The 13,605-nt window shown below is 65.7% G+C and carries 10 protein-coding genes; 1 reads left to right on the top strand and 9 read right to left on the bottom strand.

Annotated features, from left to right (window positions below):
• Positions 1 to 31: 31 nt before the first annotated feature.
• The 4 genes from AC6CIE_RS17030 to AC6CIE_RS17015 form a co-directional block, all read right to left on the bottom strand.
• Positions 32 to 1,486 carry a DUF1254 domain-containing protein gene (locus AC6CIE_RS17030; protein ID WP_286937487.1) on the bottom strand — a complete coding sequence of 485 codons (1,455 nt, stop codon included), beginning with the start codon at positions 1,484 to 1,486 and terminating at the stop codon, positions 32 to 34.
• 454 nt (positions 1,487 to 1,940) lie between these two features.
• The gene (locus tag AC6CIE_RS17025) at positions 1,941 to 3,140 is read right to left on the bottom strand and encodes a PepSY-associated TM helix domain-containing protein (protein WP_239214704.1); all 1,200 of its coding nucleotides are present in this window, start codon (positions 3,138 to 3,140) and stop codon (positions 1,941 to 1,943) included.
• On the bottom strand, positions 3,140 to 5,302 hold the full coding sequence (locus tag AC6CIE_RS17020; protein WP_498093041.1) for a TonB-dependent receptor: 2,163 nt from the start codon (positions 5,300 to 5,302) through the stop codon (positions 3,140 to 3,142). Before AC6CIE_RS17020 ends, AC6CIE_RS17025 begins: the two co-directional genes overlap by 1 nt.
• A 363-nt stretch (positions 5,303 to 5,665) precedes the next feature.
• On the bottom strand, positions 5,666 to 6,715 hold the full coding sequence (locus AC6CIE_RS17015; protein WP_498093039.1) for a hypothetical protein: 1,050 nt from the start codon (positions 6,713 to 6,715) through the stop codon (positions 5,666 to 5,668).
• A 330-nt stretch (positions 6,716 to 7,045) separates the two neighbouring features.
• Here AC6CIE_RS17015 and AC6CIE_RS17010 point away from each other — a divergent pair, with 330 nt between their 5' ends.
• Positions 7,046 to 8,089 (top strand): hypothetical protein, encoded by a 1,044-nt coding sequence (locus AC6CIE_RS17010; RefSeq protein ID WP_498093037.1) that lies wholly within the window; start codon positions 7,046 to 7,048, stop codon positions 8,087 to 8,089.
• A gap of 12 nt (positions 8,090 to 8,101) precedes the next feature.
• Here AC6CIE_RS17010 and AC6CIE_RS17005 read toward each other — a convergent pair whose 3' ends face one another.
• The 5 genes from AC6CIE_RS17005 to paoA all read right to left on the bottom strand — a co-directional run bounded on the left by AC6CIE_RS17005 (position 8,102) and on the right by paoA (position 13,581).
• Complete coding sequence (locus AC6CIE_RS17005; RefSeq protein ID WP_498093035.1) at positions 8,102 to 9,148, bottom strand: hypothetical protein; 1,047 nt, start codon at positions 9,146 to 9,148, stop codon at positions 8,102 to 8,104.
• Positions 9,149 to 9,291: 143 nt separating this feature from the next.
• On the bottom strand, positions 9,292 to 9,741 hold the full coding sequence (locus AC6CIE_RS17000; RefSeq protein ID WP_498093033.1) for a DUF6389 family protein: 450 nt from the start codon (positions 9,739 to 9,741) through the stop codon (positions 9,292 to 9,294).
• Positions 9,742 to 9,771: 30 nt separating this feature from the next.
• Positions 9,772 to 11,973, bottom strand: a complete 2,202-nt coding sequence (paoC, locus tag AC6CIE_RS16995; protein WP_498093031.1) for an aldehyde oxidoreductase molybdenum-binding subunit PaoC — start codon at positions 11,971 to 11,973, stop codon at positions 9,772 to 9,774.
• A 4-nt stretch (positions 11,974 to 11,977) separates the two neighbouring features.
• Entirely contained in the window at positions 11,978 to 12,928 is a 951-nt protein-coding gene (locus AC6CIE_RS16990) for an FAD binding domain-containing protein (RefSeq protein ID WP_175122688.1), read from the bottom strand.
• Positions 12,925 to 13,581, bottom strand: a complete 657-nt coding sequence (gene paoA / locus AC6CIE_RS16985) for an aldehyde dehydrogenase iron-sulfur subunit PaoA (RefSeq protein ID WP_217469429.1) — start codon at positions 13,579 to 13,581, stop codon at positions 12,925 to 12,927. Before paoA ends, AC6CIE_RS16990 begins: the two co-directional genes overlap by 4 nt.
• Positions 13,582 to 13,605: the final 24 nt, after the last annotated feature.

Raw genomic sequence — 13,605 nt, 5'->3', positions numbered from 1 at the left:
GTCCTGGGCGCGCCCTGCCGCCATGACCGCGTCAGCTCACGCGCCGCACCGGCGGCACCGTCCACGAGCCATTGATGATGGAAGGATCGCTTTCGTTCGGCCAATACAGACGCATCATCAGAATGAACCGGCCCTTGGGGGCCGGCAGCCAGTTCGACTCCATCTCCGGACCCGGCGATTCGTTCTGGATCAGCAGATCAATCGACCCATCGGGCTTGCGCTTGAGCGGCTGGCGCTCGCTGATGGAATAGCGGTTCAGCGGGTTATCGACGAAGAAGTAGTTCTGGTCATACATGGTCAGCGACCAGAATCCCGACACGGGTGGTGCCAGCCCCTTGCGGAAGGTCAGGACGTACTTTTCCGAGCCGTTGTATTCGCGCTGGATGGCGCCATTGGCCGAGCGCAACGAGGTCGGATAGACCGCGTCCTGCGGGCGGTTCGCGCCCAGCCCGATCGCGGTGATAAGCGCACGCTGCAGATAGTTGGTGCCGTAGATGCCGGTCTTGGTCGTGAAGCCCCATCCATCGATGTGCTGGATGTCGCCATCGTTGGACCGGAAGTGCGCCATGATGCGTGCGAAGCCGGTTTCCGGCACACGCTTGGCAAAATCGGCGGGCAATTTGGACTTGTCGAAATCCTGGCCCGGCACGATGCCGATCGTCGCCAGTTTCTCGACCATGGGCGCGTCGGCCACCGTCGGGGGATTGCGCTTGAGCAGTTGCGCGAACAGCGAAAAATACTCGGTCGCATCCATGTTGTTGACCTGGTCGCGCACCGGCGTCTTCATGTCGATGGCCGAATCGACCTTGCCCTGCGGCGCCTTCCAGTCCTTGCCCCAGCCGCTCAGCGGCGCAAGCTTCACCTGGTCCTGTAGCTTGTGCACCTCGGCGTAGTCTTCGGGCGTGCCCGTGCAATAGATGCGGCCCAGCAGCCAGACGATGCTTGTCGGCGACTTGCACTGCTTCATGCCCTGCGGCACCGTTCCTTCCCAGCCCGGCCCCGTCACGATGAAGGTCTGCGCGCCCGTGCCAGTCGTGCGCTTGCCGGGCACGTCGAACACGGTCGTCCAGCCGTCCAGCAGCGGAAACAGCGCGTAGCGGCCGTTCAGGTCGGGCAGGCTGACGACCCAGGGTTCGTCGCCCACATCAAAAAACGCCGTGGTGTACAGCGTGTCGGCGTTTGGCGCCGTCACGTCGCGGAACTTGGCGTCCGGGTACTGACGCAACTTGATGAGTTGGCCCATCGGCGCGCGCGTGCCCTTGGGTTCGGCGACGTTGGTGATCACCCGGCGGGTCATCTCCATGGTCACCAGCGGGTAGGCGTAGATGTAGGCGTCGGTGGCCAGGACGAAACGGTCATCGGCTTCAGGCAGATTGGCGACCAGCCCTTCCGAGGCGGCGGCCGAGGCCCGGAAGGCCGGCCCCAGCGATCCTGCAGCCAGCAGGGCCAATCCCCCTGCGTTCAGTTTGCGGCGAGTTAGCTTCATTGTTGTCGCTCCTAATGGATGTGTTTGGCGAAGTTCACTGAGGGGACTTCCAACATGCACGACGATGTTTTTTCTAGCTAATGCGCGTTCGGTGTCGATGTGGCGGGCACGCTCCGTGGATCAAGGTCAGTGGAAACGAGGGGAAAGGGACGACAGTGCGCCGCCGCAAAACGAGGCGGCGGTATGGAGCGGCGCGAACGGGGATAGACGGCGTGTGCGTGAGGCGCACCGGCCTGCACGAAGGAGGTGGACGTCCAAGAATGGGCTCCCTGACAAAGACAGAGAAAACGCACCACTGAACACTTTCTGCTGCGGACCATCCATACGGCCGACTCGCACAACGGCAAATCGGCCTTGGTCAATCTATGCGCAGTTTTTCAGCCACTCAAGTAGCCGGAATGACTACGACCATCCGACATTGGTAGCAATCCGGCCAGCTGGGGCGTCGCCCTGGTCAGCCGCGCCCCGCACGCTGGTCCGAGACTTCCCGCGACCGCCGCTTCTTCCACCAGATCACCACGCCGGTTACGCTCAGCATCGCAACGACCAGCCCCAGCGCGCAGACCACGATCCGGCCGGCAAGCCCGCCGATCTGGCCGCTGTGCAGCGGAAACTGCATCTGCGTGAAGACGTCGGCCGCGGTGCCGTGGCCGGGTTGCGTCACCCCCACCCGCGCGCCGGTGTGCGCGTCGTAGTACAGCATGGGCGATCCCAGGCCTTGCCCCCGGTCGTGATGCGACGGCCACAGCAGCGCCAGGTACAAGCCCAGTTCGCTGAAGTGGCTGACGCCGCTTACGCGCTGCGGCCACCCCTGCGCCTCAGCATACGCGTTGGCGCGGGCGCGAACGGCGTCAAAGCCCACTACGGACAGCGCATCGCACCCCGCGGCCGGCGTGCTGGCCGTGGGAATCGGCGTCAGCGTCGACACGGCCGACAAGGCCGGCCGGAACAATTCTTCGCGCAGGTTCAGGTAGGCGCTGCTCAGCGCCAGCAGCACCAGCGCCAGCCATAGCCACAATCCAAAGGCGCGATGCAGGTCCAGGTTCAGCCGGTACGCTCCCGCGCCGCGCTTGATAAGCCATGCGGGCTTCCATTTCGCCATGCGCAGCCCGCCGCGCGGCAACGTCAGGTAAACGCCCACAAAGCTGTCCACCAGCCAGATCAGCGCGATGCCGCCCATGAACCACCACCCCCACAAGCCCGGCACATACAGGCTGTGATGGATCTGCAGCATGAACGGGACGAAGCTTTCGGCCTGCAGGCAACAGGCCCGGCGCGAACGCTTGCCCTGGATCTCACCGGTGCCCGGGTCGACGTACACCTCGTCATAGCTCAGCGGCGGACGTCCGGCCCGCGCCGACACGAACGCCAGCGCCGTGCGGCCGGGCGTGCCATCGTGCGTCACGTAGTCGACACGCAGCGCGGGATCCGATGCCTCGATGCGCGCCGCCAGCGCATCAAAGCCCAGCGGCGGCGCAGTGGAACGCGCCTGGTGAAAACCGGGATTGAGCCACGCGTCGATGTCGTGGCCAAACGCCAGGATGCTGCCGGTCAGCCCCGCCACCGTCAGGAACAGCGCGGTCAGCAGACCGGCGTAGCGGTGCAGCCAGACCCAGGTCTGGCGCTCTCCCAGCCAATGCCGGCCTGCGGCCATCAGAAGTCGACGCTGGCCGACAGCATGTACGTGCGCGGTGCGGCGGACGTGACCATCTGGTACGCGGGCGACGAATCCCAGTAGCGGCGGTTGAACACGTTCTCCACAGCCGCCCGGAACACCACGTTGCGGTCGGCGATGCGGGTTGCATAGCGTGCGCCCACGTCGAAACGCGTCCAGGCCGGCACGGTTGCGTTGTTGTCCGCATCCCACGGGATGGAAGAGGTGTAGATCATGCGCGCTGTCGCGGTCAGCCCGGGGACCTGCGCGATGTCGTATTCCGCGCCCAGCTTGACCGACCACGTCGGCACGCCCGACGCCTTGGCGCCGTTGAATTCACCGCCCGGGGTTTCGGTCAGAATGGCACGCGTCCACGCCACGCCGGCCAGCAGCCGCAGGCCGCGCGCAGCCTCGCCAGCGACGGACAATTCCAGCCCGCGATTGCGCTGCTCGCCCGCCAGGCGATACACGTTGTCCGCGCCCAGGAACCCGCTGGGCCGCTTGATCTGGAAGGCGCTCAGCGACGTGAAGAACGTGCCCCAGTCCATCTTGGCGCCCACTTCAAACTGCTTGGATACGAACGGTTCGAACACCTCTCCCGCGTTCACCGCGGTGGCCGGCGCCACGGCGCCCTGCGCCAGCGCCTCGACGTAGTTGGTGTAGAGGGAAAGCTTGTCGGTCGGCTTGACGACGAGGCCTACCGCCGGCGTGTTGGCGCTGCGGGTGTAGTTGGACTGCCACACGCCGGTATTCCAGACATAGGAATTCACGTCGATCTTCTGATGGCGCATGCCCAGCGTCAGCAGCACGCGCTCGTCCAGCATCGACAGCGTGTCGGTGATGGCGTAGCTGCGCAACGTCATGTCGTTCTGCGGCACCATCGTGCCGTTCAGGCCGAAGTTGTCGGGCTCCGACAGGCTGGTCGGGTGATAGATGTTGCTGAACTCGTTCCACGACGACTGCGGCTGATAGCCGCTGACCTTCGAGTCGTAGTCGGTCACGGCCAGCACGGCGCTGTGCTTGATGGGGCCGGTGTCGAACTGGATGCGCGTGTTCAACTCGCCGCTGCGCGTCTTGTTGCGTTCCTTCAGCCCGAACGCCGTGAAATCCAGGTCGCCGGCGTCGTTGATGATGACGCCCCACGGCGAATTGGCCTTGCGCGTCGTCTCGGCCAGACCGAACGCGCCGCCGATGCTCCAGTTGCGGGTCAGGTCGTACTCGGCGCGCACCATGGCGAACGCATAATCCTTGTCCTGGTACGACCACGACGGATACGGATTGATGTCGCCGCGCGGCGCCGACGGCGGAAACGCGGTCGTGACGAAATAATTGTTCCGCGCGCCGCTGACCTTCTGGTTGCTGGCGCCCAGATCCGCGCTGGCGCGCAGCCGGTCACCACGGTAGTCCAGCCCCAGCGTCACGTTCGAGGCGCGCGGCTTCTCGTTGTCGACCGACCCTTCTCCGTCGCGATAGGCCGCGTTCAGCCGCACGCCAAACTTGTTGTCCTGGCCGAAGCGCCGGCCGATGTCCACATTGGCGCCCAGGTTGGCGTCGCCCACATAGCTGGTCGTAAAACGCGTCAGCGGCGTGTCGTCCGCCCGCTTGGGCACCAGGTTGATCGCGCCGCCCGCCGTGCCGCGCGGCGCGCTGCCGTTGAGCAGCGTGCTCGGCCCCTTGAGAACTTCGATGCGCTCCAAGCCTTCAAGCTGCACGCCTTCGGAATTGGCGATGCCGTACAGGCCGTTGAAACCGATCTCCGCGCGGTTGACGACAAAGCCGCGGATATTGAAGTTGTCGAAGAACCATGGCCCCGCACTGACGACGCCGGGATCGTTCGCCATCACGTCCGCCAGGCTGCGCGCCTGCTGGTTCAACACCAGTTCCGACGTGTACGCCGTCACGTTGAATGGCGTGCTCATCATGTCCACATTGCCCAGCATGCCCAACCGCGCGCCGCGCGCGATCTGGCCGCCCGCGTAGACCGGCGGCATTTCATCCGGCTTGTTCTCGCTGGCGCCCGTCACGGTGACGGCGGGCAATTGAGGCACCGGCGGATTGGCGCCGGACGACTGCGCGAAGGCGGAGGGGCCGAAAGCGGTGGGCGCGCCCAGGGCGGCGGACAAGGCGATCGCGAGCTTGCGGCGACGGGTGGGGACAGGCATGCAGTGCTCCAGGTTCTGTACGAAGGACGGCGGGCGCGGCGGACGTTCGACGGTCAACCCGTCGATGCGTCGTCGCTCGAGGAATGCGCTTGGGTGATGCTGTCAACGCTGGTTTTTATTGTCTTTATGCGCCGGCCCGCCGGCGTACCGAAACGTTCCGCCGAAGCCGAAACGCCCGCTGCATTGGTACGTAGACCGGAGATCGCACGAACGGCGTGACCGCCCGCACAGATGTGTCCGAGTATAACTAAGAATCAAACTCATTCAATATGAAATTTTCGCGATTCGCTTATGCGCGAAAACGGATGCCCTGCGGTGCCACGGCACTTGGCCAGCGGCCCGCAGCTTGTGGACCGATCCGGCCTACTTCCGGTTGCCCAGCGACAGCGGCACGCCCCACACCGGATCCTGCATGCCCTGCTTGCCCAACGGCGTGATCTGCATCGGCTTGAGCTTGGCCAGCAGCTCACGCTGCGCGTCGGTCAGGTTCGTGCGCTGCGCGAAGTACTTCTGCGCGAAGTCCATCGGCGCCGGCCACGTGTACACCGTGAAGTCCTCCAGCGGGCATTCGATCATCTTCGGATCGACTGCGCGGCACGCGGACTGCTTGAACTTGTAGCTGGGCGTCCTCATGTGCATGCGCTGGCTCAGCACCAGGTCGCCGCCCTTGAGCGTGAAGCTGGCCAGCGCCAGCTTGGGCACCACGCGCGACTGCACCTTGATGGCGGGGATGTCGCGCGACGTGGTGTCTTCGTAGTAGCCGGCACGCGATCCGGGCGTGGTCTCGGTGACCTGCTGCTCGCCCCAGGCCACGCAGGCGCCCGATGCGCGGTGCACGGCCGTGCAGACCTTTTCGGTTCGCGTCTGGCTGCCCGTCGTGCCTTCGTGCCAGTTGGTCTCTTTGTAGAACTCGCGATACAGCTCCGGCGACAGATAGGTGGTGCCATTGGCGCCACGGCCCGAGCCCACCGCGCCGGCGCGCGCGCCGATGTCGTCCAGCCTGGCATTGAGTTTGTAGTCGTCCCCGCCCGTCAGCAGGTACTTGCCAGGCGGCAGGATGTGGACCTCGAAGGCCTTGAACAGGTACGTCGTGTCCTTGTCGCGTTGCAGCGAGTTGTTCTGGAACTTGCGCCCGAACGTGATGCGCGGATCGGGCTCGAACATCCAGACGGTATTGCCGGTCCACGTCGTCATCTTCATGGCGTCCTTCAACGTGGCGTGCGGCATCAGGTCCGCAACCAACACCACCGCCATGCCGTCCTTCATCGCCTCGCCGATCAGATCGACCAGTTGCCCATAACGCTTGTCGTCTGCGGTGCCCGCGCCGTTCGAATCCGGGATCGTGACGCAGCCCGACAGGGTCAGGGCGAGCATCAGGGCACAAAGAGCAAGTTGCGGGCGCGGCAGGGACATGGGATCGATCCTCGGTGGAAATGGACTGGAGCAATGTGCGCGCATCCTACCGGGTTGCATACGGATCGCAACATCCGGTTTGGCAGCTGAAACACATGGTGGCAGGCCAGACGATGCATCTTGGCGAGACTACGGGGCGTGCGTGCCCCGCACGCCGTAAAACGTTGTTGCGAATGTTTCGCTCCCCTGGGCGGGGACTGGATACCCCACCGGCTTGTCCGCCATCAATGCGTACTGCGGCGAAAGCCGTGCCACCGTCGCCCGGTTCGTTACACTCGCGCTCTTTGCAGCCGAGCGGCGCCCGCCCGGGCGCCAGCCACGAAAGTCCCGATGACAAACACAAGAAAGCGGCTGACGGCAATTGCGTGCCTGTTCACCGCATTGCTGGGCGCCTGCACCGGCAAAGGCCCGATACGCGACGTCGAACGCACGATCACGGACCACTACGGCGCCGACCTGCACATCGTCAGCATGCGTCCGCTGCGGCCCTCGGCGCCGCTGGCCCGCTGGAACGGCGTATACGGCATCTATCTGCAGGACCGCATCGACACCGAGCAATTCATGGTGCGGCTGGGACCGGACGAGGGGCTGGCCACGCTGACCGGCCGCATCGACGCCGCGCGTCAGGAAAAAGACCGGCACGTGGCGCGGCAAAAGGCGGCGTTGGCGCAATTGCAGGCGCTGGGCTTGCAGGGCGATGCGTTCTCGTTGCAGGCGACGTCCATCTACGGCAGCGCACGCTGGAGGGTGGCGGTCTTTGCGGATATGGATGCGTTGCGCCAGGACAGCGCCATGCTGGACGACGCGGCGTGGCGGGCGTTGGGCCGCATTGCGCACGCCGGTCTTGCCCCGGAACCGACGATCAGCCTGCTCCCCGCAACGCAACGCGCCGAGTATCGGGCAGTGCTCGACAAGGGCTATCACGGGCGGATCGAGTTCATCGGCGGCGAGCCGGCAACCTTCCTGCAAAGCCTGGAAGACGGGGCCGACGCATGGTGGATGGTCGATGCCACCGCCCTGCCCGCGCCGCATATCGTGACTGAGCGGCAAGCGAGCCTGCGCGAGGCCTGCTATACGGCCATCGCCACGCTGCGCGCCGACAATCACTTCAAAGCGCGCCACGGCATCTATGTGCAGCCGCGTATGAACGTATTGCAGGCGTATCGCATCGCAGACCGGTTGCGCGACGCCGGTCTGCGCCAAGGCCACACGGCCTACGCCGTGCTGGACCGCGTCGACGGGCGCACTGTGCTGCGCGGCATCGTCGCGGAAGACGCACCGCACGGCCCCGATGCCTACGCCATCGACGCCGTGTACGCGTACGAATTCGCCTTCGCCACCGGCAAGCTGCAGCTACGCCGCCTGCCGGGGTGATGGCGACAGGCTTTAATTGTCAGCGCGCACGAATAGCGCCAGACGATTCCAGTCATCGACCCCGAGCAGCAAGCGGTCACCCAGCGGCTTGAGGACGAAGTCCCCGCGCTGGTTGTGCTGCATCTTGATCAGGCCGCCTTCCCGGCGCGCCTTCATGGTCAGCGATCCGTCGTCCTTGACCACGCCATCCGCCCCGAAGACCAGTTTGCGCAACGTGCCGATCGGACGCTTGAAGGTGCCCTGCGGCAGTTGTGCCGGCGCGGCCTGCGCCAACGCCTCGGTGGTCAGCGGCGCCAGGCTGTCGGCCAGCGTGCACGCATCGGGACTGGCGATCGGCGCCGCGCACGCATGTTCCAGCATGGGCCGGGCATCCAGGTATCGGCCCGCGGTCCAGGCTTCTTCGGCCGCCAGCGTGCACGTGCTGGCGGAGATGCCCTTCAGGCACGCGGCCTGCAGCGTCTTGTGCGCCGCCTCGCCCAGCGGCGCGGGCTGGCCGCCTTCGCCGGGTTCCAGCCCGCCGGCTTCGCGCCAGGCGTCCGGCAGTTTCTTGCACACGAACGGCAGGCCGCTTGCGCACATGCTTTCCAGTTCCTTGACGGACGTCTCGTTGTACGCGTCCAGGCATTCCATCATGCCCGCCTTCCAGCACAGCGGCCAGACCTTGGTCTGCGGCAGTTCCGTGGGCGCGGCGCACGGCGCGGAGGTCTTCAGCGCGTAGACCATTTCAAAGCCCACGTCGATCGACTTGCCATCCGGGGAAAGCTTGTATTCATCGTCCAGGCCAAGGTCCAGGTTATAGAAGCCCAGCTTGCCGTTTTCGATTTTGTAGTAAAGCAGCTCGGGACCGTTCAGCGCACTCTTGCGGATGAGGTTGGAACTCAGCACCCGCATCTGGCCCCTTCCGCCGTCGTACTCGTACAGTCCGCACTGAAGCGGCGCCGAAGACTGCGCGTGCGCGGCCGGCGCAAGCAGCGCCGCCAGCAGAAGAACAGTCAACACCGCGCAAAGACGATGGAGCGATTGCGCGATGCGGCTGCGCAAGCGGGAGTGACGGTACATGAGTGATCAAGCCTATTAATGATTCGAGACGCGCGGCATGGCCGCGCGCCGGGCGGTCTGCGCCCGCCGGCATTCTAAATAGGCTTGATGTCACGCCGGCGAAAAACGGCCGGACTGTTTGATCTGTGTTGAACGAAACCCGCTTATGTCCCCGGCAATGCGCGCGGCAGGTCGGTACCGTAATCGTCTTGGGCATACACCATCGCCGGCACGGGCGACAAGAGGCGGCCGCCTTGCTCCCATAGCGATTCAACCCAATCGGCCGCCACGTCGGCGATCGCGTCTTGCACGCAGAACGCCGGCTCGCTCGAGAACATGGGCACCGGCGGCTCCAACCCCGCTTCGCCGTGCACGACGTCAAAGAGATCGCGGTACCCTTCGATGGCTTTGTTAAGCACATACAGATCCGGCCCTTCCAGGCCGATCACCACCGAAAAAGTCCCCTCGCCGCCCTGGTCGGGAAAGATGCCGAACTGGATTTCGCGCGCCTTCTCGGGCAATCGCGCGAACATGCCGGCCAGCGTGCGCAAGGCGGCCGCCGTGTGCGCGTCCAGGATGCGGCGCAGCGCGTCTTGATAGTCGTGTTTTGTCATCGCGCCAGCATAGCGCACGGCGGCATCGCATCACGCGTCGGACGGCATCTGCGCCAACAGCTTGTCCAGTGTCACGGGATAATCCCGCACGCGCACGCCGGTCGCGTTGTACACCGCATTGGCAATCGCCGCCGCCACGCCGCACAGCCCCAATTCTCCGACGCCCTTGGCTTTCATGGGCGAAGACACCGGATCGTCTTCGTCCAGAAAGATGACCTCTTGGCGCGGGATGTCGGCATGGACGGGGACCTCGTAGCTGGCCAGGTCGTGATTCACGAAGAATCCCGCGCGATGGTCAACCGCCAGCTCCTCCATCAATGCCGCGCCCACGCCCATCGTCATCGCGCCAATGACCTGACTGCGCGCCGTTTTGGGATTGAGGATGCGGCCTGCGGCGCAGACCGCCAGCATGCGGCGCACGCGGGTCTCGCCGGTGGCGGCGTCCACGGCCACTTCCACGAAGTGCGCGCCGAACGTGGACTGCTGGAATTTCTTGTCCAGGTCGCCGAACTCGATGGCGTCTTCACCAATGAGCTCGCCGCCCGACACCGCGCGCGTCAGGGGCGCGCTGCGTCCGCTGGCATCCGTGACCGCGCCGTTGGCGAACACCACGCCCTGCGCGTCGAATCCCAATCGCTCCACGATCAGCGTTCGTAGTTTTTCGCAGGCGGCATACACGCCCGCCGTCGAACTGTTCGCGCCCCACTGCCCGCCCGAGCCCGCGGATACGGGAAAGGCCGAATCGCCTAGCCGCACCACCACGCGGGACAGCGGCACGCCCAGCATCTCGGCGGCGGTCTGCGCAATGATGGTGTAGCTGCCCGTTCCGATGTCGGTCATGTCGGTCTCAACGATGACGCGCCCCGCCGCGTCCAGCCGCACGCGCGCGGCCGACTTGGTCACCAGGTTGTTGCGAAAGGCGCTGGCCACGCCCAGCCCGATGAGCCAACGTCCTTCGCGCCGCGCGCCGGGCTTGGGATCGCGCTTATCCCAGCCGAAATGCCGGGCGCCGGTCTGCAGGCATTCGACGAAACGCCGCTGGGAGAACGGCCGCGACGGATCGGTGGGATCCACCTGCGTGTCGTTGAGTACGCGAAATTGCACGGGGTCCATGTCCAGCGCCTGCGCCATCTCGTCGATGGCAATTTCCAGCGCCATCATGCCGGGCGCCTCGCCGGGTGCGCGCATCGCATTGCCTTCAGGCAGATCCAGCGTCATCAGGTTCAGCGCGGTGCGCTGGTTGGCGCCGGCATACAGCAGCTTGGTCTGCTGCACGGCCTCTTCGGGCTGGCCGTCCGGCAGGTCGCCGGACCAGCTCTCATGCGAGATCGCCGTCAGCTTGCCGTCGCGCCCAGCGCCCAGCCGGATGCGCTGGATCGTGGCGGGCCGGTGCGTCGTGTTGTTGATGATCAGCGGACGCGGCAACGCCACCTTGACCGGCCTGCCGGCCGCTCGGGCGCCCAGCGCCGCCAGCAAGGCGTCCGCCCGCACGAACAGCTTGCCGCCGAAGCCGCCGCCGATGTAGGGCGAGATCAGGCGCACATTCTCCTTGGGAATGCCCAGCGTCCTGGCCACATCGGACCGCCCCCAGGCGATCATCTGATTGGAAGTCCATATCGTGAGCTTGTCGCCCTTCCAGACTGCAAGCGAGGCGTGCGGTTCCATCATCGCGTGCGATTGGTCGGGCGTGGTGTAGGTGTGTTCGACCGTGACCGGCGCCGCGGCAAACGCAGCGTCGAAGTCGCCCGCGTCCGTTTTCGGGATGTGCTTTCCGGCGTCGCCGTGGTCCCGCTTCTGCGCAGCCAGGTCGAAGGCGCCCTCGCGCCGAACGTACTGTACGCGAATCAGTTTGGCGGCCGCGCGGGCCTGCTCGAACGTATTGGCCACCACCAACGCAATCGCCTGGTGATAGTGCTGGATGTCCGGACCGCCCAGCAGCGTGGCCGTGTTCATCTTGCCCTTGCCCAGCTTGCCGGCATTCTGCGCGGTCACGATGGCCAGTACACCCGGCGCCCGGCTCGCAAGCTCGGTATCGATGGCCGTGATGGCGCCCTTGGCAATCCCCGCGCCCACCACGTAGCCGACCGCGGGATTCGGCGCGATGTCGTGGTGCTCGTACGCGTAAGGGGCCTGGCCGCTGGTCTTGAGCGGTCCATCGATGCGATCGACGGGCTGGCCCACGACCTTGAGCTGATCGATCGGGTTCTGTGTCGCGGGAGTATCGAATTTCATGAGTTCACGCCCTCGCTTCCATCAAGACCGAACCGAGCGCGCGGCGCGCCAGCGTCAGCTTGAAACCGTTATCCGGCGTCGGCTTGGCGCCGGACAGCAGCGCATCGGTCACGCGCGCCGCGCCGTCCGGCAAATACGCTTCTGCCGCTTCGCTGCGCCAGGGCTGCGGCGCCACGCCGCCCAGCGCCACCCTGCCGGTGCCATCGTCCTGCACGACGGCGGCCACCGCCACCAGCGCGAAGGCGAACGACGCGCGATCGCGCACCTTGCGGTAGAGGTGTTTGCCGCCCAGCGGTTTGGGCAGCACCACCGCAGTGATCAGTTCGCCGGCCGCCAGATGGGTCTCGATATGCGGCGTGCCGTCCGGCGGGCGATAGAAATCGGCGATGGGAATCACCCGCCGCGTGGCGTCGGGACGCACCGTCTCGATCTTCGCGTCCAGCAGGCGCATGGCCACAGCCATGTCGCTGGGATGCGTGGCGATGCAGGCGTCGCTGGCGCCGATCACCGCCAACTGGCGCGACACGCCCCCGATTGCGGAACAGCCGCTGCCGGGCACGCGCTTGTTGCAGGGTTGGTTGGTGTCGTAGAAATACGGGCAGCGCGTGCGTTGCAGCAGATTGCCGGCGGTCGTGGCGCGGTTGCGGATCTGCCCCGACGCGCCAGCCAGCAGCGCGCGCGCCAGCACCGCATAATCACGCCGCACCACGTCATGGGCGGCAAGGTCCGCATTGCGCACCACGGCGCCGATGCGCAGCCCGCCGTCGTCCGTGGGTTCGATGCGGTCCAGGCCCAGGCCGTTGACATCGACCAGGTGGACGGGCGTTTCGACTTCAATCTTCATCAGGTCCAGCAGATTGGTGCCGCCTGCAATGAACCGCGTGCGCGGCTCGCGAGCCGCGCTGGCAGCGGCTTCGGCATCGGTGCCGGGACGCTCGTACGTGAACGATCTCATGCCTTGCCCTCCGCGACGTCTTCGATGGCGTCCAGGATGTTGGAATACGCCCCGCAACGGCAGATGTTGCCGCTCATGCGTTCGCGGATCTCCTCGGGCGTCAGCAACGGGCGCTCGGTCAACGAGCCGGTGACATGGCTGGGCATCCCGCTTGCGGCCTCGTCCAGCATGCCGACCGCAGAGCAGATCTGCCCCGGCGTGCAGTAACCGCACTGGTATCCGTCATGCTTGACGAACGCGGCCTGCAGCGGATGCAGCGCGCCCGGCGTGCCCAACCCTTCGATGGTCGTGATCTGCTGGCCGTCGTGCATGACGGCCAGTGTCAGACAGGCATTGATGCGCCTGCCATCCAGCAGCACCGTACAGGCGCCGCACTGGCCATGATCGCAGCCCTTCTTGGTGCCGGTCATGTGCAGGTGCTCGCGCAGCGCGTCCAGCAGGCTGGTGCGCACATCCAGCGCCAATTCATGTGTGCGGCCGTTCACCTGCAGCGTGACCGTGGTAGTCAGGTTGTGCGCCGGCGCGGCGCTTTGGGCTGCGGACATGGTTGTTGTCCCGAGTGCGGTGGCTGAAGCGGCGCCCGCCTTGAGCAGATTGCGCCGCGAAATCTTGATATCGATGGAATTTTCCAAGGCTGGAACTCCTGTGAGCATTCGGCGGGCCGCAGCTCGCCATCA

The sequence above is a fragment of the Achromobacter sp. GQ309 genome, assembly GCF_059759315.1.
This window is presented reverse-complemented; position numbering and strand designations above follow the sequence as displayed.